14 protein-coding genes are annotated in these 22,450 nt (G+C 63.8%); 7 read left to right on the forward strand and 7 right to left on the reverse strand.

Annotated elements, in window-relative coordinates; all coding sequences use genetic code 11:
- Window positions 1–84 precede the first annotated feature (84 nt).
- The 5 genes from ACTJKT_RS02140 (at window position 85) to ACTJKT_RS02160 (ending at window position 8,594) form a co-directional block, all read left to right on the forward strand.
- The gene (locus ACTJKT_RS02140) at window positions 85–2,913 is read left to right on the forward strand and encodes a response regulator (RefSeq protein ID WP_440786020.1); all 2,829 of its coding nucleotides are present in this window, start codon (window positions 85–87) and stop codon (window positions 2,911–2,913) included.
- Window positions 2,900–4,090 carry an EAL domain-containing response regulator gene (locus ACTJKT_RS02145; protein WP_440786021.1) on the forward strand — a complete coding sequence of 397 codons (1,191 nt, stop codon included), beginning with the start codon at window positions 2,900–2,902 and terminating at the stop codon, window positions 4,088–4,090. Before ACTJKT_RS02140 ends, ACTJKT_RS02145 begins: the two co-directional genes overlap by 14 nt.
- A gap of 112 nt (window positions 4,091–4,202) precedes the next feature.
- Window positions 4,203–7,418, forward strand: coding sequence for a response regulator (locus ACTJKT_RS02150; protein WP_440786022.1), 3,216 nt, complete (start codon window positions 4,203–4,205; stop codon window positions 7,416–7,418).
- A gap of 74 nt (window positions 7,419–7,492) precedes the next feature.
- Entirely contained in the window at window positions 7,493–8,140 is a 648-nt protein-coding gene (locus ACTJKT_RS02155) for a response regulator (RefSeq protein ID WP_440786023.1), read from the forward strand.
- Between the two features lie 40 nt (window positions 8,141–8,180).
- Window positions 8,181–8,594 (forward strand): TIGR03067 domain-containing protein, encoded by a 414-nt coding sequence (locus ACTJKT_RS02160; protein ID WP_440786024.1) that lies wholly within the window; start codon window positions 8,181–8,183, stop codon window positions 8,592–8,594.
- Between the two features lie 26 nt (window positions 8,595–8,620).
- Here the strand turns inward: ACTJKT_RS02160 and ACTJKT_RS02165 are convergent, their stop codons facing one another.
- Window positions 8,621–9,247 (reverse strand): TetR/AcrR family transcriptional regulator, encoded by a 627-nt coding sequence (locus ACTJKT_RS02165; protein ID WP_440786025.1) that lies wholly within the window; start codon window positions 9,245–9,247, stop codon window positions 8,621–8,623.
- A 72-nt stretch (window positions 9,248–9,319) separates the two neighbouring features.
- Here ACTJKT_RS02165 and ACTJKT_RS02170 point away from each other — a divergent pair, with 72 nt between their 5' ends.
- Window positions 9,320–10,528 (forward strand): serine hydrolase domain-containing protein, encoded by a 1,209-nt coding sequence (locus ACTJKT_RS02170; protein ID WP_440786026.1) that lies wholly within the window; start codon window positions 9,320–9,322, stop codon window positions 10,526–10,528.
- Here ACTJKT_RS02170 and ACTJKT_RS02175 read toward each other — a convergent pair.
- Entirely contained in the window at window positions 10,513–12,801 is a 2,289-nt protein-coding gene (locus ACTJKT_RS02175; protein WP_440786027.1) for an ATP-dependent DNA helicase, read from the reverse strand. The genes ACTJKT_RS02170 and ACTJKT_RS02175 overlap by 16 nt on opposite strands.
- Window positions 12,798–14,450, reverse strand: coding sequence for a VRR-NUC domain-containing protein (locus tag ACTJKT_RS02180; protein ID WP_440786028.1), 1,653 nt, complete (start codon window positions 14,448–14,450; stop codon window positions 12,798–12,800). The genes ACTJKT_RS02175 and ACTJKT_RS02180 overlap by 4 nt, the downstream gene beginning before the upstream one ends.
- A gap of 218 nt (window positions 14,451–14,668) precedes the next feature.
- Here ACTJKT_RS02180 and ACTJKT_RS02185 point away from each other — a divergent pair, with 218 nt between their 5' ends.
- Window positions 14,669–14,893: a YgdI/YgdR family lipoprotein gene (locus tag ACTJKT_RS02185; protein WP_097303666.1), complete on the forward strand. Its 225-nt coding sequence runs from the start codon at window positions 14,669–14,671 to the stop codon at window positions 14,891–14,893.
- Between the two features lie 20 nt (window positions 14,894–14,913).
- Here ACTJKT_RS02185 and ACTJKT_RS02190 read toward each other — a convergent pair whose 3' ends face one another.
- The 4 genes from ACTJKT_RS02190 to ACTJKT_RS02205 all read right to left on the reverse strand — a co-directional run bounded on the left by ACTJKT_RS02190 (window position 14,914) and on the right by ACTJKT_RS02205 (window position 22,398).
- Window positions 14,914–15,294 carry a hypothetical protein gene (locus ACTJKT_RS02190; protein WP_440786029.1) on the reverse strand — a complete coding sequence of 127 codons (381 nt, stop codon included), beginning with the start codon at window positions 15,292–15,294 and terminating at the stop codon, window positions 14,914–14,916.
- 321 nt (window positions 15,295–15,615) lie between these two features.
- Window positions 15,616–17,469 carry a polyurethane esterase gene (locus tag ACTJKT_RS02195; RefSeq protein WP_440786030.1) on the reverse strand — a complete coding sequence of 618 codons (1,854 nt, stop codon included), beginning with the start codon at window positions 17,467–17,469 and terminating at the stop codon, window positions 15,616–15,618.
- Between the two features lie 107 nt (window positions 17,470–17,576).
- A complete protein-coding gene (locus ACTJKT_RS02200; protein WP_440786031.1) occupies window positions 17,577–19,277 on the reverse strand; it encodes a polyurethane esterase in 1,701 nt (566 codons plus the stop codon).
- Window positions 19,278–19,314: 37 nt separating this feature from the next.
- A complete protein-coding gene (locus tag ACTJKT_RS02205; RefSeq protein WP_440786032.1) occupies window positions 19,315–22,398 on the reverse strand; it encodes an autotransporter domain-containing protein in 3,084 nt (1,027 codons plus the stop codon).
- Window positions 22,399–22,450 lie beyond the last annotated feature (52 nt).

A 22,450-nucleotide genomic window follows, 5' to 3' on the forward strand; every position in this document is an offset into this window, starting at 1 on the left:
GAACAGGGCTGGAGGCGGCGAAATACCAGCGACTTTAAGGATCGTCCTATCCCGGATTTTTGAGGCTTTATTTAGAGTGGGTCTATGAGATTAAAGACCTACCTTCATCAGATCAGTCCTCTATTTTCCAGTCCAGAAGCCGCCAGCAGGTTACTGCGTCTTTTCGCGCTCATTCTTTTGGTCGGCATCCTCGGTGCCGTCTACAACTTCCTCAACTCCACCCTCAGCAACGACATTTCCCGGCGCCGCGGCTACATGAGCAGCGCCATCGCCGAAGCACAGACCTTTTTCACCAGCCGCGAGGCCTTGCTGGAAAGCCTCAGCCTGTCCGCGGTGCGCCGCTCCAAGCAGGCCCAGGCCCTGGTGTACCTGCCCTCCAGCGAAGAACTGCACCTGCAACTGGGCGACGTCGATGACCCCTGGAGCATCTGGCTGAGCCAGCGCATGCGCGAATACTTCAAGGCCAAGCAGGTCAACCTGCTCTATGTAAGCTCCGGCCCCGAGGCCCGGGTCATGCGCCTCTACAGCAGCAACCCGACCTCCCCCAACCTGCCCAGGACCATCCTCTCCAAGCTGGAGGCGCTCAACCATGGGGAGCGTCCGGACACCAACGAGCTGTGGCTCACCGACCAGTCCACCCAGACTTCGCAGCTGTACATTTTCACCCGGCTCGACGAGCGCTCCGATGACTCCGGCTGGCTGGGCCTGGAAATGGATGGACGGGAAGTGCTCAAGGCCCTCAGCGACCAGAGCGCCGGCGAGTTCATGATGTTCAACTCCGAAGGCGCGCTGCTGTTCACCAACACCCCGGCCGGGCGCCTGGGCCAGGCCCTGCAGCAACTGCAAGGCAGCAACTTCTTCGGGTTTGTCGGCAGTGGCTGGTGGCCCGATCACCTGGTGATCCGCAAGCAACTGATGACCTCGGACTGGCAACTGGTCTATTCCTTCAGCCTGCGGGCCCTGCTGAGCGCGCTCTGGCCCCAGCTGGCCGGCGCCCTGGTGTTCTGCCTGTTCAGCATCAGCCTGATCTGCCTGCTGACCCGGCGCATCGAGCACCGCTTCATCACCCCCGCGCTGAGCCGTATCCAGGCCCTGGTCGAGAGCGAGCTGTTCAGCCGCGACGTGATCCAGACCGCGCCCGTGGCCCTGTGCGTGCTGCGCCGTACCGATGGCCAGGTGGTCCTGGAAAACACCCTGGCGCAGCAGTGGCTGGGCGACGGCATCGAACGGGAAATACTCTGCGCCGGCTGGATCCAGCAAGCCTTCAAGAGCCACGAACCGAACCGCTTCGACTACTTCGAGACCACCGACGGGCGCCACCTTTACCTGAGCTCCGCGCCTACCCGCTACAAGGGCGAGGACGTGTTGTTCTGCGCCTTCAGCGACATCAGCGCGCGCAAGCAGGTGGAAGCCGCGCTGGAAGAAGCCCGGCAGATGGCCGACGCGGCCAACGAAGCCAAGACCCTGTTCCTCGCCACCATGAGCCATGAAATACGCACGCCGCTGTATGGCGTGCTGGGGACCCTGGAGCTGCTCGCCCGCACCCGGCTGGATACCCAGCAGCGCGACTACCTGCGCGCTATCGAATACTCCTCCTCGACCCTGTTGCAGTTGATCTGCGATGTGCTGGACGTGTCGAAGATCGAAGCCGGGCAACTGGCCCTGGAGCTGAATGAGTTCTCGCCACTGGACCTGGTCCACGAGCTGATCCAGGGCTATTCCGCGGCAGCGTCGAACAAGGGCCTGCTGCTCTACTCCTGCGTGGACCCGAAAATCCCCGAGCGACTGATCGGCGACGTCACCCGCATCCGGCAGATCCTCAGCAACCTGCTGAACAACGCGGTGAAGTTCACCGACCTGGGGCGCATCGTGCTGCGGGTCAACCTGCTGAGCCGCGACGGCGAGCGCTCCAGCATCCTGTGGCAGGTCTCCGACACCGGCAAAGGCATTGCCCTGGATCATCAGCCGTTGATCTTCGAACCCTTCTATCAAACCGGCGGCAACGCCAACGTGGTGGCGGGCACCGGCCTGGGCCTGCCGATCTGCCAGCGCCTCACCCAATTGATGAACGGCAGCCTGCGCATGGTCAGCGAACTGGGGCTGGGCAGCAGCTTCTCCCTCACCCTGCCCCTGGAAGCGGCGATCGATGGACCGGTCGCTCTGCCTGCCACGCAGCTGCTGCCGGAAACCATCTATGTGATGTCCAGCGTGCGGGAACTGGCGGAATCCATCGGCGGCTGGCTGCGCCAGTGGGGCGCGCGGGTGCAACTCTGTCATCCCTCGAAGATCGCCCCGACCAGCGACTGCCTGCTGGTCGAGGTTCACCCCGGCGAACTGGAACAACGCCTGCAACCCGACTGGCCGGGTCCGCTGATCCTCGCCACCGGCACCGGCAATAACGAACCCCAGGTTCGTACCGGGTGCTGGCACGTGAACCTGAACCACCTGCGCTCCATTCATCAGGCGGTCAGCCAGGCCCAGGGGCTGTGGGTGGCCAAGGCCGAGAACCACAACGAACACTGGACGTTGAAACAACTGGACCTGAACGTGCTGGTGGCCGAAGACAACGTCATCAACCAGCTGATCCTCAGGGATCAGCTGGAAGAGCTGGGCTGCAGCGTGGAGCTTGCGTCAAACGGCGAGGAAGCCCTGTCGATGTGGAATCCCGAGCGGTTCGATCTGGTCCTCACCGACGTCAACATGCCCGTGATGAATGGCTATGAACTGGCCAAGGAGCTGCGACGCCGTGGCTGCACGGCCCCGATCATCGGCGCCACGGCCAATGCGATGCGTGGAGAAGAAGAACAATGTCTGGCGGCCGGAATGAACCATTGCCTGGTCAAACCTTTTGCATTACGCGCCCTGTTCAATTACCTAGCGCCCTATGAAAGAGCGAAGAATGAAGCCTTGTAGCATATTGATCGTTGAAGACCATCCCTTCCAGCACATGTACCTGCAGCATCTGTTCGGTGAGCTGGGCCCCTATTACCTGGAAGGCGCACGGGATGGCGAAGAGGCGCTGGAACGCTTGAAATGGCGCAAGTTCGACCTGGTGCTCACCGACCTGCTGATGCCGGGAATGGATGGCGTGCAGTTCATCCAGAGGCTGGCGGCCCTGCACTCCAAGCCGGCGCTGGCGATCATGAGCTCGGCTTCGCGGCGCATGCTGATGAGCGCCAGCCTGGTTGCCAAGAACCTCGGGGTGAAAGTCATCGGCCTGATTTCGAAACCGGTGAACCTTGCCGCCCTGCAGACCCTGACCACCCAATTGAGCATTTCGCAACCGAGTTCGCCGCGCCCCTTGCCGGCCTCCATGCTCAGTCGGGCCGCGCTGGCCCAGGCCATCCAGGAAGAGCAGTTCGAGGCCTGGTTCCAACCCAAGAAGTCGCTGTTCAACGGCCGCATCGTCGCCGCCGAAGCCCTGGTCCGCTGGATGCACCCGACCCAAGGCATGCAGCTGCCCGACACTTTCCTGCCCGCCCTCAAGTCCTTCGATCTCGAGGAGGACCTGCTGTGGCTGGTCCTGCGCCAGGCAATCCAGGCCCAGGCACGCTGGCGCCAGCAGGACTACGACATTCCGGTGTCGATCAATCTGCCGACCCACCTGCTCAACAGCCACGACCTGGCGGACCGCCTGTACGACTTTGTGATGGAGCATCAGGGCGTACCGGGGCAGATCTGTTTCGAACTCATGGAATGTTCGGTGCCCCAGGACATCAGTAACTTCTATGCCGGTGCCTGTCGTTTGCGCATCAAGGGCTTCGGCCTGTCCCAGGACGACTTCGGCAAGGGCTACAGCTCGTACATGAACCTGGTTTCGACCCCGTTCACCGAACTGAAGATCGATCGCGCCCTGGTCCAGGGCTGCCACGCCAGCGAAGAACTGACCAAGGCCCTGACCAGCATCATTGCCCTGGGTCGCCAGTTGGGCCTGACCGTGGTGGCCGAAGGCGTGGAAAGCGCCGAAGAGCTGGCGCTGTTGCGCAAGATCGACTGTAGCCAGGTCCAGGGTTTCCTGATCTCGCGCGCGGTCCCCTCAGAACAGTTTCAACAGTTGCTGGTGAACGACGGTCCAGCCGCCAGTTACTGAACCGAGGACATCCACCCCTTCAGGATTACATGCCCCACATCACTGACAAGTCGTTGTTTAAAGGTAAAATCCTCAAGGCTTCGACTTTTTCATGCTTTTTTGGATACCAGTGATGAACCACCAGGACACGCTTCTCGAGAATCTGAAGCGATACTCGACTCGCCTGAACAAGGGATTGTTGATTTTTCTCGGCTTGACCCTGCTGTTGATCGCCATCAGTTACTGGTCGTCGCACAAACTGCTCGAAGAACAACACGACAGGTTCAAGGCGCACTTTGCGCGGATGATGGAAGACATCCGCGAACATCAAGACTTCCTCCGCGGCGTCGCCGTGCAAGGCACCCAGGTTCCCCTCCACGCCAACGACTCGGGTTCGTACCTGAAAAGCGCCTTGCCCGAAGAGGGGCCGCACAACTACCTGGGCCAGGAGTTTGCCTTCTCCACGCCCTTCAGCCTGTCGGTCAATCACCAGAGGCTCGAGCCTGACACCTTGGCCAGGCTATCCGAGCTGGGAACGCACCTGACCGACTATTACAGCGCTTTCTGGTCCACGTCCCATTACCAGTCACCGCCGTTTTTTCTATTCGACGCCGAGGACAACTTCAATATCGGCATTCCAGCAGCCGGGCATTCACGAGACCCGCTCTGGAAAAACGACACCCCCAACAAGGCACTCGTCCTGCAAACACTCAAGCTTCTGCTGGCGAAAGATTCAGCGAGGGCCGATGGCGCGGTCGATTGGCAACCCCTTGCCCCACAGCAAGACAATGAGGCCCCCGTCCGGCTGCTGGCCTATGTCAGCGCCCACCTCGGGCCGCAATGGTCAGGCGTACAGGGCGCCGGCAACCAGGTCGGCATTGCCTCGCTGTTCAGCATGGACCTGGTCAATGACATCAAGCGACTCATGCCATGGTCGACCTATGACCATGTCACCCTGGTCGCCCCCTCCGGAAAGGTCCTGAGCGGCTCGCTGCAACCGGGCGTCGCGCTGCATGACGGGCTGAACATCACCGGCGACGGCATGGTCTTCAAAGTGACAAGCGGTTCCGCCGAGCCCTGGACCGCCCTCTACACCGTCGGTTTCAAGAGCTATTTCAACTACACACTGTGGCCCTTGCCAGTCCTGCTGGCCCTGTTGATCGGCGGCATTGGCTGTGGCTGGCTGGTCAGTCGGCGGTATCAGTCGCGGATCGTCAAACCGGTCTATGAGGCTTATCAACGCACCGCCGAAAGCGAGGCCTTCAGCCGGGCCGTGATCGATAGCGCGCCCACTGGCCTGTGCGTGGTGCGCCGCTCGGACTTCAAGGTCCTGCTGGAAAACCAGAAAGCCCAGCAGTGGCAAGGCAGCACCAAACTGCGGACGGCCCTGGAGAGCCGGCAGGATCTGTCCGTCGCCGGTGAAACCCGCCTGGACATCGACGGCACTCACCTGCAGGTAGGCTTCGTGCCCACCCGTTACCAGGGCGAGGATGCCTTGCTCTGTGCCTTCCACGACGTGACCAGCCACATCGAGGGCGCGGCCATGCTGGAGCAGGCCCGACGCTCCGCCGCTGCGGCGAGCGAAGCCAAGACCCTGTTCCTCGCCACCATGAGCCACGAAATACGCACCCCGCTCTACGGCGTACTGGGCACCCTGGAACTGCTCGGGCTGACGCGCCTGGATGCCCGGCAGCGCGAGCACCTGCAAACCATCCAGCGCTCGTCCAGCACCCTGTTCCAATTGATCAGCGATGTCCTGGACATTTCCAAGATCGAATCCGGGCAGATGGCGATCGAGTCCCAGGAGTTCTGCCCGTTGCAGATGATCGAGGACGCCCTGCACGCCTACAGCGTCTTCGCCGAAAACAAAGGCTTGCTGCTGTACGCCTGTGTCGATGCGACATTGCCCGACCAACTGCTGGGCGACCCGGTGCGGATCCGGCAGATCCTCAACAACCTGCTCAGCAATGCCATCAAGTTCACCGACACCGGGCGTGTCGTGCTGCGGGTCAGGGCCCTGGAGTGCGTGGATGGCCAGGCCAGCCTGGAATGGCAGGTCACCGACTCCGGCATCGGCATTTCGCCGGCGCAACAGGAACGCCTGTTCGACACCTTCTACCAGGTACGCGACGCTTCCAGCGAGGCCGGTGCCGGGCTCGGCCTGGCGATCTGCCGCTGGTTGACGGAAATGATGGACGGCCAGATGCGCGTGGTCAGCGAGCCCGGCCTGGGCAGCAGTTTCTCGCTGCGGCTGGGGCTGAAAGTCATGCCGGGCGCGCTGGAAGACTGCGCGGACATCCTGCCGACCACCCAGGCGGTGTATGTGCGGGCTCCCGCCGTGGAACTGACGCAGAGCACCTGTGACTGGCTGAATCGTCTCGGCGTGGTCGCCAAGCCATTGCCGGCCTTTGTCGAGGAGTCGCGCCAGGCCAGCCTGCTGGTGGATGTTCTACCCTCCGACAGCCTGCCCGCCTGGGCCGGCCCCCGAATCCTGTGCGTCAGCGGCGAGCACCCTCCCGCCCAGCCACTGCAAGCTTGCGCCGTGGATGTGCATGATGTGCGGGCCATTGCCAGGGCCGTCTCCCTGACCCTGCACGGAAAAACCATCGCCCCCGCCACTCCCGAATGCGATCTGAGCAGCAAGCTCGGCCTGCATATCCTGGTGGCCGAGGACAACGCGATCAATCAGGCGATCATCAAGGAACAACTCGAAACCCTGGGCTGCAGGGTGACGGCCGCCTCCAATGGCGAAGAAGCCTTGCAGCTCTGGCAGCCGCAGGTGTTCGACCTGGTGCTGACCGATGTGAACATGCCGCTGATCAACGGCTATGAATTGACCCGTGCCCTGCGTGAGCGTGACCGGGAGATTCCGATCGTCGGGGTCACGGCCAATGCCATGCGCGAAGAAGGCGCCCGCTGCATGGCCGTCGGCATGAGTGCCTGGCTGGTCAAACCCTTGAGCCTGCAGACCCTGTACCAATACCTGTCGAATCTCTGCGCCAATGCGCCTGCCCAGGAACCGCAACCGATGATCGATGCAACGCCTCCTGCCACAACCGGCGACACAATGATCGAGCTGTCCCCGAAAATGCGTGAGCTGTTCATCAGCACCATGCGCCAGGATGTCCAGAGTGTGACGGACGCCCTCGACGCCCAAGATGCCAAGCGGCTCGCCGAGCGGCTGCACAGCGCCGCCGGGGCGCTGGGTGCCGTGCAGTTGAGCGGGCTGGCGAAAAACTGCGCCGAACTGGAGTCGCGGATACTGCAAGGCGCGATGACTTCTTCCGTGACCCTGGAGGTGAAAAGCCTGATACAAAACTTGACGGATATTCTTAATGCACTTGAATGAGACGCGACAAGATTTGATGAACGCAATCCTTTACTCTTTCTCCCTACCAACCGGCGTATTACGAGTGGCTAGTCATGGAAAAATTTAAAGTAGTCATCGCCGACGATCATCCGATTGTTCTGCTCGGCGTTCGCGAGTTGATGGAGCGGGAAAGCGACTTTGAAATAGTCGGTGAAGCCACCAGTTCACAGGGCTTGATCGAGATCCTCGAACAACAGCCGGTCGATATCGTCATCACCGACTACAACATGCCCGGGGACTCTCCCTACGGCGACGGCCTCAAGCTGGTCGAGTACCTCAAGCGCCACTTCCCGCGCCTGCAGATACTGATCCTGACCATGATCTCCAACCAGTTGATCCTCACGCGCCTGCATGAGCTGGGGGTGGTCGGGGTGATCCAGAAAAGCCAGCTGCACAATGAAATCCAAGTGGCGCTCAAGACCATCGTCGAGAGAGGCTCCTATCAGAGTCTGGAACCTGCGCCGAGCTCGGTCATCGAATCCAGCGCGAGCATCGACGACCGGATTTCCATGCTCTCGCCCAAGGAGTTTGAAATCTTGCGGCTGTTCGTTTCCGGCAAGAGCGTCAGTGACATTGCCCGCAGCCAGAACCGCAGTTCGAAGACCATCAGCGCGCAGAAAATCTCCGCCATGCGCAAGCTGGAAGTCGAGAGCGACCAGGACCTGCTGACGTACTGCATCGGTCGCAACATCTTCAACTGACCCCCCTCTTATCCAGCGAAGACAGAAGGCCCGAACGACGATGACCTGCGACGACCAGTTCGACCTGCAACAGCTTCAAGGTGCCTGGGAACAGGTGGAGTACGAGGACAACGGGGTCAGCAACCCACCTGACGAACATGGCGCCCCAGGAGCTCTTACCCTGATCCAGGGGCAAGGGTTCCGCGTCGTGACGCTTGAGGGCGAGTTGTTGCTCGCGGGTAGTTTTACCCTCGATACCCGGACCACGCCGAAGTCCATTACCTGGGTCGATTCCATGGGCGCCGACACCGGCAAGCACTTGCCGGCCAGCTATCGACTGGACGGCGATGACTTCGTTTTCATCGCCGCGGACGAGGGCCAGCCCAGGCCCACCGAGTTCCGCACCGGGCCAGGTGAAACCCTGCGCCGGTTCGTCCGCGTTTCACAGGCTGGAGCAGACCTCGGCAGCCGCTGAGGTTCGCGCATTGGCCGGCATGCCCGTCAGGCCCTGGCCCGAACTATTTCCCGCCCCGCCAGCTCGCCGATCGCCAGCAAGGTCTCGCAATCCGCGCCATCCTGGGCCTGTACCGACATGCCTTGAATGATCGCCCCAATATAGCGGGCCAGCGCCGCGGCCTGGGTATCGGCGCGCAGTTGCCCACTGGCGATGCCCTGCTCGATATGCGCTTCGAAGGCCTTGAGGGTGTTGGCCCGCAAGGTGCTGACAAACTCACGAATCCCATCGTTTTCCACCGCGCAGGTCAGGGTCGCGGTGGAGATCATGCAGCCCCGTGGCCGATCCGGCAGGCTGTATTCATGGGCCGCCTCGCGCAGCAGGCGGAGGAAGCCATCCACCACATCCGCCTCCTCGCGCAGTGCCCGCTCGGCAAAGGCCCCGGTGCTGCGCTGGTAGTGCGCCAGCGCCTGCTGGTAAAGCTCGGCCTTGGACCTGAACGCGGCATACAGGCTTTGCACCGTGATGCCCATGGCCGCCGACAACTCCGGCATCGAGGCGCCTTCATAACCCAGGCGCCAGAACACCTCGGCCGCAAGGGTCAGGACCTGGTCGCGATCGAAGGCAATCGGCCGTCCGCGACGACGCACCACGGCAGCAGGGTTATTTATCATAATGATCACTATTGAAATTAGAACGAATGCCGGTTAATCATAACGGACACTGTGATTATAGAGGCTGCCCCCATGGATCTACCCAATAAAGGCCTGGTTGCTCTTGCAGCCACCCTAGGCGCTTCGCTGGCCAGCGCCGCCACGTCGGACGAGGAACTCGGCAAACGCATGGACACCGCCATCGGACGGGCCATCGACCAACAGCGGATCGTCGGCACCGTGGTGGTAGTGATGCGCGATGGCCAGGTGGTCTACCAGCGCGCGGCCGGTTTCGCTGACCGGGAAACCGCCCGACCCATGACCGGCGACACCATCCTGCGCCTGTCCTCGGTCACCAAGCCCATGGTGTCCGCGGTCGCCATGCGCCTGGTGGAACAGGGCAAGCTGTCCCTGGACGACAGGGTCAGCCAATGGCTGCCGGACTTCCAGCCAAAACTGGCCGATGGCACCCAACCGCCGATCACCCTCAAGCAGCTACTGACCCACACCGCCGGCCTGAGCTACGGTTTTCTCGAGACCGAGCACGGGGCGTATCGCACGGCGGGGGTTTCGGATGGCCTGGCCGAACCGGGCATGAGCCTGGAAGACAACCTCGAACGCATTGCCAGCGTGCCCTTGAGTTATCCGCCGGGCACGCAGTGGTGCTACTCCCTGGCCCTCGACGTGCTCGGCGCCGTGCTGGAAAAAGCCAGCGGCAAAAGCCTGCCGGCCCTGACCGAAGAACTGGTGACCGGGCCGCTGGAAATGCACGACACCGGGTTCTCGGTCAAGGACCCTGCCCGTCTTGGCGCCGCTTACCGCGATGACCATCCACGGCCGAGCCGGATGCAGGACGAGACGGCGATCAGGGTCGACGAAAGCACCACCCTGTTCTCCCTCCAGCGGATTTTCGACCCGCGCTCCTATCCCTCCGGTGGCGCCGGCATGGCCGGTACCGCCATCGATGTGGCGCGTTTTCTCGACACCTTGCGCCAGGGTGGCGGCCCAGTGCTTTCAGCCCCTAGCGTGCAGGCGATGATGACCGACCAGGTCGGCGCCCAGGCCCAGACCCAGGGGCCGGGCTGGGGCTTCGGTTACGGCTGGGCGGTGCTGGACGACCCGGCCCTGGCCGGCACCCCACAATCCAGGGGCACCCTGCAATGGGGCGGCGTCTACGGCCACAGCTGGTTTGTCGACCCCCAGGCCAGGCTGACGGTGGTGGCACTGACCAACACCGCCTTCGAGGGCATGTCGGGGGCCTTCACCCGGGACATCCGCGACGCCGCCTACCCGGCGCCCTGAAGCACCTCGCCGCCCGGGGCGTCGAGCGACCACCAGCCCGGCAGCAATTGCCGGACCCGGGGCTCGGCGAAGCGGTCGTCGATCAGCATCACCACGCCGCGGTCCTGCTGGCTGCGAATCACCCGGCCCGCGGCCTGCACCACCTTCTGCAGGCCGGGGTACAGGTAGGTGTAGTCGTAGCCGGCGCCGAAAATCGCCGCCATGCGCTGTTTCAACTGCTCGTTCACCGGGTTCAGCTGGGCCAGGCCGAGGGTGGCGATAAAGGCGCCGATCAGCCGCGAGCCCGGCAGGTCGATGCCCTCGCCGAACGCCCCGCCCAGCACGGCAAAACCCACCCCCTGGCCATCGGCGTCGAAGCGTTCGAGAAACGCCTGGCGTTGCCCCTCATCCATCCCGCGGGACTGTTGCCATAACGGGATATCCGGGTGCTGCTCAGCCAGCAGGCTGGCCACCTGCTGCAGGTAATCGAAGCTGCTGAAGAACGCCAGGTAGTTGCCGGGGCGCTGGCGGAACTGGCTGGCGATCAGCTCGACGATGGGCGCCAGGGACGCCTGGCGATGGGCGAAACGGGTGGAGATCCGGCTGACGATGTGCACGTCCAACTGCGCGGCACTGAACGGCGACTCCACATCCACCCACACCGTGCTCTCCGGCAGCCCCAGCAGGTCGCGGTAGTAATGCCAGGGGTTGAGCGTCGCCGAGAACAACACCGTAGTGCGCGCCGCGCTCAGTCGCGGCGCCAGGAATCCCGCCGGCACCACATTGCGCAGGCACAGTTCGGACAGGCTGCGGCGGGCATTGAGTTCGCGCTTGCTGATATCGAACAGGAACTGCCCGTCGAACAGTTCGGCCACCCGGGCGAATTGCAGGGCATCGAAATAGAAGCCCTGCAGCCGGCTGTCCAGCCCTTGCGGGTGGTCGTTGAGGTAATCGCCGATCGCCGAGATGCATAGCGACAGCGCCTTGAGCAAGGGGGTCGGTGCCTGGTCATAGGCCTGGTACGGTCGCAGCTGCTCCTTGTGCAAGGCATTCCACTCCCGGTTGAGTCGTTGCAGCGGTTTTTTCAGCGGCTCCGGGGCTAGCTGGCGCACGTTGTGCAACTGGTACTGGTCGAGGCTGGCGCTGTACATCGAGCGCCCGCGTTCTACCAGGTTATGGGCTTCGTCCACCAGGGCGGCGACCTTCCATTGGTTGGCCTGCGCCAGGCCGAACAGCAAGGCGCTGAAATCGAAATAGTAGTTGTAGTCCGCCACCAGCAGATCGCTCCAGCGGGCCATTTCCTGGCTCAGGTAATACGGGCACAGCCCATGTGCCAGGGCGATCTCGCGCACTGCCTGCTGATCCAAAAGGGATACCTGGCTCGCCGCCTGCCGCGCCGCCGGCAGACGGTCATAGAACCCCTTGGCCAACGGGCAGGACTCGCCATGGCAGGCCAGCTCCGGGTGCTCACAGGCCTTGTCCCGGGCCACCAGCTCCAGTACCCGCAACGGCAGCCCGGGGCTGCGCTCGAACAAGACCCCGGCGGCGTCCAGCGCCAGTTTGCGTCCCGGAGTCTTGGCGGTGAGGAAGAACAGCTTGTCCAGCTGCTGCCCCGGCATCGCCTTGAGCATGGGGAATACCGTGCCCAGGGTCTTGCCGATCCCGGTCGGCGCCTGGGCCATCAGGCAACGCCCGGTGCTCACCGCCTTGTACACCGACTCGGCCAGACTGCGCTGCCCCGGACGGAAGTCGGGATGGGGGAAACCCAGCGTCGTCATGGCCTGGTCGCGGGCATGCCGGTGGGCCAGTTCCTGCTCGGCCCATTGCAGGAACAGGCTGCATTGGCGGTTGAAGAACTGCTCCAGGGCCTCGGCCTCATGCTCTTCCACCAGCGAAGTCTCGCGCTCGCTGAGGATGTCGAAATACACCAGCGCCAGGCGGATGCTGCTCAACTGCAACTGCTGGCACAGCAGCCAGCCATAGATCTTCGCCTGGGCCCAATGCAGCTGGCGATGGTTGGCCGGCATGCGTTGCAGATCGCCGCGGTAGGTCTTGACCTCCTCCAGCAGGTTGGCGTCCGGGTCGTAGCCGTCCGCCCTGCCCTTGACGGTCAACGCGCCGAAGCAGCCTTCGAGGGACACCTCGCTCCGGTAGTTCGCGCTGCGCCGCGCCGCCACCGTGCGGTGGCCCTGGATGCCTTCCAGCGCAGTGGGCGACGGGGTGAAGCGCAGGTCGAGATCGCCGACCTTGGCGGTGAATTCGCACAGCGCCCGTACCGCGATGCGGTAGTTCACCCGTCCTGCTCCGCCCATTGCACGTAGCAGACCGCCACCGGCATCTGGTGCTGCCGGCAGAACTCCAGCCAGCGCAGCTGGTTGTCCTGCAGGCGGTCGCCAGGGCCCTTGACCTCGATCATCCGGTAGGTTTTCTGCTGCGGCCAGAACTGGATCAGGTCCGGCATGCCGGCGCGGTTGGCCTTGATGTCTTGCAGCAGGCGATCGAACCAGTGCTTGAGGTGCTCGGCCGGCAGGCAGGCCAACGCCTGCTCCAGCAGTTCTTCGCTGAGGGCGCCCCAGAACACGAATGGCGATTGCACGCCCCACTTGTCGAGGTAGCGCTGGCGGATGCTCTGCGCATAACGCCCGTCATCCAGCTCCGCCAGGCAGGCCTGGAACAGCTCGGCGCGCCGGCTGTGGAAGTCCTCGCTCAACAGGTCGGCCGGCCCGCGCTGGAACGGGTGGAAAAACGCCCCGGGCAGCGGCGCGAAGATCGCCGGCCAGCAGAGCAGCCCGAACAGCGAATTGATCAGGCTGTTCTCCACGTAGTGCACCGGCGCCTGCTCTTCGTGGAGATGGGCCTGCACATGGAATTCCACCGACAGCTCCGGATCGGCCCGCGGCAGGCTGAGGTCCAGGCGCAGCATCGGCTGGCTGCCGCCACGTGGCGTGGCCGGGCCACCGAGCTTGCGCCGCAACCTGGGCAGCAGCCGCAGCAGTTGTTGTTGCTCGGCCGCGTTGTGCGGGGCCAGCGCCGCCGCCTCGGCCAGGGCCAACGCCTGCGGGTAATCGCCGCTGCGCTCGAAGACGCGGATCAGCCGCGCTCTCGCCCCGGGGTCGGCGCAGGCCTGGTAGATGGCGGCCGCCAGCGGCCATTCGGCTAGCCGCTCGCAGTGCTGCCCCAGCAGGAACAGCAGCTTGGCCCGGCGCCGCTGCAGCCAGGGATTGTCGCTGGCGAACGCCTGGATGCTGGCCAGCACCTCGTCCAGCGCCTCACCGCTTTCGAAGCGCTGCCGACAGTCCTCCAGGTAGACGAAACCCTCGACGTCGGCGCGGCTGCGCAGCGCCCGGGCGTCGTCGCGGAACTCGACCTTCTCGTAGGTGAAGATGCCCAGGTCGGCCAGGACGAACTCCGACCAGTCCTGATACAGGTTGCCGAAGAACATCAGGCGCAAGCGATCGCACAGCGCCATGATGGTCAGGCTGCACACCCCGTCTTCCAGCCCCGGGCACCATTGGCCCAGGCTCCGCGGTTCGTCGAACAGCGGCGCCAGCGCCGCCAGCCAGTCGGACTTGCGGGCCTTGGGCTGCTCGATCGCCGCGCGAAAGCCGTGGAGGATTTCCGCCTTCTGCAACAGGTTGAACAGCTCTTCCAGGGTCAGCGGCGCCTGTTCGTCGACCCAGCCCAGGCGCACCAGCGGCGCGACGGCCGCGCGGGTATCACCGATTTCTTCATAGACCAGCCGGGACATGCGAAAATGACAGCCTTTGCGCATGATCATGCGCACCAGCAGGGCCTGGGATGGCTGGGCCAGGGCCGCGAAGTCGCCGATGAAGCTATGCTCTTCAGGTGACAGCACATCGGCGTAGCGCAGTTCGAGCCAGGCCAGCACCTGCTGGAAGTTGTGCAGGTAGTAAAGAGGGTTTTCCAGAGGGTTGGAAGTCACAGGACAGGCGCGCCGCAAAGAGGTTGATACTGGTTATGCATACAGATAACAGCTGCCAGCCTGCCCTGGCAAACACTATTGGATAAGTGGCGTTACAGGTTTTTTTACGGGGCCGCAGAACTTTCTTGCGGTTAATCACACCAAGGGCGGATAGCCATATAGTCGCGAGCCGCCAGTCGTGGGTGGACTCACAAAGATTGATGAAGAGAGGTTTGTCTATGAACGTCAAATACCTGGGCCTGCCGTTGGCCGTTGCAGCCTTCCTGGCACTGGGCGGCTGCGCCTCGCCGACCGTGGTGACGCTGCAGAACGGCACGCAATACCTGACCAAGGACATGCCTAACGCCAAGACCGATGACGGGTTCTACGAATTCGAAGACATCGCCGGCAAGAAAATCCGCATCAAGGCGGCCGATGTCGCCACCGTCCGCCAAGAGGACTGACCGGTCGAACCTGGTCGCCCTCAGGGCGACCAGGGTGCCGAACTCTGCCCCGGCACGCTGTTATCGCAGGAAATGTAGTGCTGTTCCCCACGTTTCTGCAGCTCGCTGCGCACCCGCCGACACCGCTCGAATTCCCGGGCCTCCGCATTATCGATGCTGATATTGCCGGTGGTTTCAGGCTTTTTACCCTCCCCCAAGGTCACGTTCGCCCAAGGCCGTTCCGCGTCGATATGAAAGCGGCTGCTCGGTTCGGGCTCCACCTCTTTGCTGGTGGCCGGCGCAGCGGCCGGTAGCACGCCGTAGCGCTTCAGGATCGATTGCTGAGGCAAGTCCTCGGCCATAACGCTGCCTGCTATCAGGACCAGCGCCAGACCGATGCCATACCTCTGGTTATCACTCACCTTGTGTTTCTCCTGCTGTTCACTGTTGCCGTTGAATGAGCATCGGCCGCTGCCTGGGCAGCAGTCGCCTGCCTTGATAACGCGCCAGCCCCCGCGGACTTTAATCGCCCTGGAGCGCACGCGCGCCATCGCCCCGCCTGGCGACAGGCCGATGTTTTATCGAGCTCCGTGCACAGAGGGTAGGTATTGGAGTGGTTTTTCGACTGACGGGTCACTCTTCGGCTGAATACCGCTGACCTTTGCGAAAAATGCTGTCGAGGGACGCAGAAAGGAAAACCCGTGACCGCGCGAGGCAAAATCGCCACCTCGCGCGGCCAGGCTTCAGGCGATGGTGATGCTCGCGCCGTTGAGGCTGTCCAGGCTCACGCCCACCAGGGTCACCGAGTCGCTGCCGAAGGTCAGCAGGGTATCGTTGCCCACCGTGCTGGCATGGGCGCGGAAGTCGTCGTTGGCGACCACGCCTTCGACGCCGAGGAACACCAGTTTGTCGCTGCTCTGGTAGCCCAGCACGCGGTCCTGGCCGAAGTCGCCGCTGAACAGGAAGGTATTGCTGCCCCCGCCCGCCTCCAGCAGGTCGTTGCCCGCGCCACCGACCAACACATCGTTGCCCTTGCCGCCGATCAGGTGGTCATCGCCGTCCAGGCCGAACAGCCAGTCGCCGCTGGCGTGGGCGGTCAGGGTATTGGCCGCGGTATCGCCCTTCACCGAAGAGGCGTACTGGGTCAGGCTGCTCCCCGCCTGCAGGCCCTTGTCGGTGACGCTGTGGGTCACGTCGTCCTTGAACAGGCCCCAGAGGAACCCCGGCTCCTTGCTGGTGATCGCACCGATATCGCGGGTAATGCTGATGCCGCCATTGGCATCGCGCACATACAGGGTGCCGGCGCCGTCGTTGGCGAAGCTGAAGTTCTTCACCGACTGTTGCAAGTCCAGGGTGTTGTTGCCCTGCCCGCCCAGCAGGATGTTATAGCCGCCGGCGTCGCGGAAGGTGTCGTTGCCGGCGCGGCCTTCCAGGTAGTCGTTGCCCTTGCCGCCCTGGATCAGGTCGTTGCTGTCGGTGCCGATAATGAAAGTGCTGCCCTTGTGGGTTTCGGCATTGCGGTTGAGGTCCTGGACCCAGGTGGTGGCCCGTGCCGGATCCGACAGGTTGGCGACTATGATGGTCGAGTCCTTGCTCGTCAGGTCGTAGAACTTCGACTCGAGGATCCGCGTCATGCCGTCGCCGTAACCGGTGGGCAGGTGCGACAGCCAGGTCGGAATATTCAGGATGGAGAACGGCAACAGGTTCCAGGCCGCCGAGGCGTAATGGTCATTGAAGCTGACGATGTTGTTGGTCGCCGACTCCTGCGCCGTGTCGTGCACGCCGAGGGTCGCCAGGTTGAACGAGGAACCATCGAGGGCGCGGAACACCGGGTCGTTTTCGTAGCCGATATTCAGCACCTTGTCCCCCGCGCTCTGGGTCGGCGAGGCGTAGGCCACATAACTGGAGTCCTTGTAGAACCCCGACCAGTGATCGCCGCTCAGGTCCGCCAGGCTGTTGACCGCCAGGCCGCCCAGGCTGTGGCCGCTGACCAGGATGTCCTTGCCCGTCAGGCCGTTGGCCTGGGCGAAGGCCGCGACATCGGCGAGCAGCTTGCCGAAGGCTTCGCCAGCGTAGTTTTTCGCGTAGTCCTTTGGCCCGAGCGCCGCCATCAGATCGTTGATCGCATCGCCGATGGAATCGCTGATCAGCACCTCGCGCGGCCCGCTGGTGCCGCGAAAGGCAATGCCGATGGAGGTCAGGTGGCCCTGGTCGTCGTACTTGCCGAGGACTTCGGCCTGGGCCGTGGTGTAGCCGGCCTTTTCCCCGTAGTAGGTGCCCCTGAAGTCGGTCTTGCCGTCGTAGCCCAGCTGGGAAGCGCCGATCGGCGTCCAGCCGGCCTTTTGCACCGCCTCCAGTGCGGCTTTCTCCGAGTCGGGGTTCCACGGCAGTCCGGGAGTCACCCCTTGCGAATCGCTGCTGCCGATCAGCGCCGTGACCAGGGTCGCCGGTAGGCCGAGGCCGAAACCGTACTGCTGATAACCGGCGGAAAAGCCGTTGTCGAGGTTGTGGTAGGAATACAGCGTGATCGCCAGCGCATCGGAAAACAGCGCCTTTGAGTCTTCTGTGCCGAGGTTTTTGTAGTCATACACACCCATGGTATTGCCTCTCTTTGTTGTTGAACCTTATTCGAGATAGCTCACGCGGACGGAGCGCCTTCCGCTGGCGCCCCGCCCTTAGTGCAATGCCTGCTTCTGTTTTTTATCTAGGCGAAGACGATCCCCCCTGCGGAAAGGCTGTCCGGCGCGACCCCGACCAGCGTCACGGCGTAGTCGCCGACGCTGAGCAAGGTGTCCTGGCCGCTCTGCGACAGGTGCTGCGTGTAGTCGTAGCCCTGCCCCGCGCCCGCCACGCCCATGAACACCAGCTTGTCGCTGCCCTGGTAGCCATGGATCGCATCGAAGCCGAAGGCGCCGCTGAACAGGAAGGTGTTGGCCCCGCCGCCGCTGGAGTACATGACATCGTTGCCGGCGCCGCCGACAAAGGTCACGTCGTTCTTGTCACTGCGCAGCACGTCGTCGCCCCCATGCCCGAACAGCCAGTCGCCATCGACGCTGGCCACCAGCGCATTGCCATAGGCATCGCCATTGAGCGAGTGGTTGTAGTGGGTCAGCTGGTTGCCGGCCAGCAGGCCCTGGTCGGTCACGCTGTGGGTCACCTCCTTGCTGAACAGGCCCCAGGCGAAACCCGGCTCCTTGCTCACCAGCGCGCCGATGTCGCGAGTCATGCTGATGCCGCCATAGGCATCGCGCACATACAGGCTGCCGTCGCCGTCGTTGACCACGCTGAACTTGCCGAGCGACTGCTGCAGGTCGAAGACGTTATGCCCCTTGCCGCCCAGCAGGATGTTGTAGCCGCCGTCGTCGCGGAAAGTGTCGTTGCCGTCGCGGCCCTCGATGAAGTCGTTGCCGCGCCCGCCCTTGAGCAGATCGTTACTGTCAGTACCGAAGATAAAGGTACTGCCCTTGTGCGGCTCGGCGTTGCGGTTGAGGTCCTCGACCCAGGTCGTGCCTCGGCTGCCCTCGGACAAGGTGGAGACGATCAGGGTCGAGTCCTTGCTGGTCAGGTCGTAGAACTTGGATTCCACCACCCGGTTCAAGCCATCGGCATAACCCGCGGAACCGTGGGCCTTCCACGACAGCGGGTTGAGGATGCTCTGCGGCAGCAGGTTCTCCAGGGTCGAGGCGTAGTGCTCGTTGAAGTTGACGATGTTGTTGGTCGCCGACGCCTGGACCTTGTCATGGCTGCCCAGGGACGAGGCGTTGAAGGTGGTGCCGTCGAGCACCCTGAACACCGGGTCGTTTTCGTAGCCGATGTTCAGCACCTTGTCCCCCGGGCTCTGGGTCGGCGAGGCGAACGCCACATAGCGGGCGTCGGCGTAGAAACCGCCCCAGTGCTCGCCGCTCAGCTCGGCCAGGCTGTTGACCCCCAGGCCGCCCAGGCTGTGGCCGCTGACCAGCACATCCTGGCCGCTCAGGCCCTGGGCCTTGGCGAACTCGGCGACGCTGGCGAACAGCTTGTCGAAGGCATTCTTGCTGTAGTTCGTCGCGTAGCCCACCGGCCCGACCGCCGCCAGCAGGTTGTTCTTGATGTCGCCCAGGGTATCGCTGAAGCCCAGCCCGCCAGTGCCGCGAAAGGCGATGCCGACCGACAGCAGCTTGCCGGCCTCGTCGTAACGCCCCAGCACTTCCACTTCGGCGCTGGTAAAGCCTGGTTGCTCACCGAAGAAGGTGCCCTGGGGCCCGACCTTGCCCTGGTAGCCCAGCCGCTCGGCACCAATCGCCGTCCAGCCCGACGCCAGCGGCTGCCCGGTGGGCGTGTAGGCATAGAGGGTCAACGCCAGGGCATCGCTGTACAACGCTTTGCCCGCCTCGCCCTTGAAATTCCGGTAATCGAATACACCCATGTTGTGTCTCACTCTTATGGTCATTGGCCCGCAGGCCTCAGAACTGCCAGTCCAGGGTCAGGCCGACCCCGTGACTCTTGTCCCGAGAACCCAGCAGGCCGTTGTAGTCCAGGTTTACCCGGGTATCGCGCCCCAGCAACAGGCCGGCGCGCGCCCCGACCACAGCAGCGTTACGATCCAGCGCAACGCTCTGTATGTTGAACGAACCACCATTGGCAAAAGCCAGGTGCTGGTCCGAACTGGTGTCGCTCAGGTTGTGCTGCCAGCCGAGGGTACCGGCCAGTTCCAGCTGGCGGGCATCGGACAGGGCGAAGCGTTTGCTGGCCCGCAGGCCGAGGGTCGAGAGCACCGCGTCGCGGTTGTCATCGCCACTGCGCAGAGCGGTGGCCCCGCCTTTTTCGCGGAAGCTGTCGCTGCCCACATGCACGTAGGCCAGGTTGACGAAGGGCTCCAGGGCCACGCCTGGCAGTGTCACTTGCCACGCCGCTTCGGTGAACAGCTGGGCGGTCTGGGCGTCACGCTTGACCTTCTGCCGATCCGAGAACTGGCCGTATTGCAGGTCGCGCTTCACATCGATGCGATGCCAGCTGTAGGAACCGCCGACGCTCAGGCGCAGGGCATCCAGCTGGTGACCCAGGTAGGCCCCCAGGTGATAGCTGTCCACCGAGGCCGAGGAATGGGTGCCATCGCCCATGCTCAGGGAGCTGTCACTGTAACCGGTGAACAGGCCGAGACGGGTGTCCTCGGCGACCAGGCCATCGACACCGATCAGCAGACCGCCGATCGAACTGGTGTAGTCGGCATGGTCATAACCGCCGTCGGATTTGCCCCAGGCCCCCAGCGCCTTGAACCATAGGTTGTTGTCGCTGGCCGAGGGTGCCGATGAATCGAGCAGGCCGTCCTGACGCAGACGGTCGCCCACCGCATCGCGCAGCTGGCGGCTGTCGTTGATCAGCAGCGTGCCGATGGCCGGATGAATCTCCCCGGTCAGTTGCTGCAAGGCTTGTTGCGCACTGGCGGCGTTCTCCGACAGCAACAGGCTTTCGTACACCGGATTGCCCGCCCCCAGTTGCTCGGCGGCGGCACCCACGGAGCGTTGGTTCGGGGTCAGGCCGACATCGCTGAAGGCGGTTGCGTTACGCACCACCTGCAACTGCACGCCGCCGGCGGTGTAATCGAGGTTGCCGCCGAGGAACAGGTAGTTCGGCGCGATCGAAGCGAAACGACCGTCGATGCCACCGGCCGCCTGCAGGATGTTGTATTGCCGGCCCAGCAGGCTGCGCGCCTCGCTGGCACTGAGCAGGGTCGGGCTATTCTCCAGGGCCAGGGTCACGTTGGCCCCTTCGACGGTGGCCTTGCCGCCAGCGACTATCTGGTCGCTGCTGGTCGGCGACAGCTCCACCGCGTAGGTCGAACCTGGCTGCAGGGTCACGTCGCCGGCCACCTGCAAGGTGCCGATGGAGTTGCCCGGCGCCACGGTACCGCCGCGGTTGGCGGTCAGGGCGGCGATGCTGCCGTTGCCGCCGAGAATGCCGCTGTCATTGACCGTCACCGCGGACGCCAGCGAACCATTGATGGCCAGGCGTCCCTGATTGACCAGGGTCGGGCCGCTGTAGCTGTTGTTGCCGGTGAGCACCAGGGTACCGATGCCCTGCTTGGTCAGGCCGCCGTGTCCGGAAATGTCGTTACTCCAGACATCCAGGCCGCAAGACAGGCCGTTGCACAGGCGCTGGGTGGGTTTGCCGGCATCCACCACGGCGCCGATGCCAGGCAGGTCGACGACGAACTGGCCGGAGCCGTAGGCGCCTTCGACACGGAACTCCTGGGGAATGTCCGCTTCGGTGACGAACATGCCCGGGCCGTCGATGCCCTTTTGCAGGTTGATCATGCCCCAGCCGTACAGCGCGTCGATGCCCGGATCGCCCATGTCGGTGGCGGTGGTTCTCAGCACCGTGGCGATCTGCGAAGCGCTCATGTAGGGAAAGCGCTCCATCAGCACCGCCGCCGCGCCCGCCACGTGGGGCGCGGCCATGGAGGTACCGCTCTTGTTGGCGTAGCCGATGGTCATGTCGTCCAGGTTGGTGCCGCCGATCACCGCACTGTAGATCCGCGTACCCGGCGCCGAGACGCAGAAGCTCGCGGTGTAGCCGCAGCGCGAGGAGAAGGTGCTGAGGGTGTAGGAATTGGGGCTGGCGGTGTCCGGGTTCTTCTGCAGGGCCGCTACCGTCATCCAGTTCGGCGCGATCTCCGGCACGAAATAGGCCAGGCCGGCGATGGCATCCGGGTTGTTCAGGTTGTAGTCGTTACCCGCGGCGAAGATGGTCAGCACGCCACCGCGAGCTGCGTCGATCGCCCCGCTGTAGGCGCCACCCTGGCGGGTGCCCAGCAGCGGCTGGATCTGGTCGAACTGCAACTGGGCGTCCTGCACGGTGAAGTGCGGAAAGGCCGGGTCGCGACCGCCCTGGTCGAAGCGGTCGGTGATGCCGATGCCCCAGCTGTTGTTGATGATCCGCGCGCCACTGTTCACCAGGGCGTCCCAGCCAGCCCGGTAGACCGCGCCGTCGTTGCCGAGAATGATCCCGTCCTCGGGGCCCGGGTCGCCATTCTCGGCAGTGATGATCTGCGCGTCGAAGGCCACGCCATGCATAGGCCCGCCGTCGCGGCTGCCGGCGGCGATGCCGCCGACGTGGGTGCCGTGGGAGCCGAGCTTGCCGTCGGAACCCACCGAGGGCGTGCCGTCATAACGGAAGGCATCGCCGGCTTTGACCGGAATGTAGGGGTCGGTGTATTCGCGGATGCCGCTGGTGACCAGGGTGATCACCTTGTCGCTGCCGCTGAATTCCGGGTGCTGGGCATACACCGGCTGATCGAAGATCCCCAGTTTGACGCCCTTGCCGGTATAACCGGCGGCATAGGCCTGCTCGGCATGGATCGCCCCCAGGCCCCACTCGGCATTGAACTCGGCACTGCGCCAACTGCCGGGATCGCCCGGCTGGCCGCTTTCCACATAAGGCGCGGCCTGGGCGCTACCCGCCGCGGCCAGGCCACAGATCAAAGCGCCACAGGAGGCGCGCACCAGGCTATTGGCTGCCGGAGCAGCCCCCGTAAAGCTGTATTTCATCGGTACCTTCCTTAGTTGCCTTGCTGGAAATAGTTGCCTTGCTAGAAACACC

Source organism: Pseudomonas sp. 22526 (assembly GCF_052044735.1).
GTDB lineage: Bacteria > Pseudomonadota > Gammaproteobacteria > Pseudomonadales > Pseudomonadaceae > Aquipseudomonas > Aquipseudomonas piscium.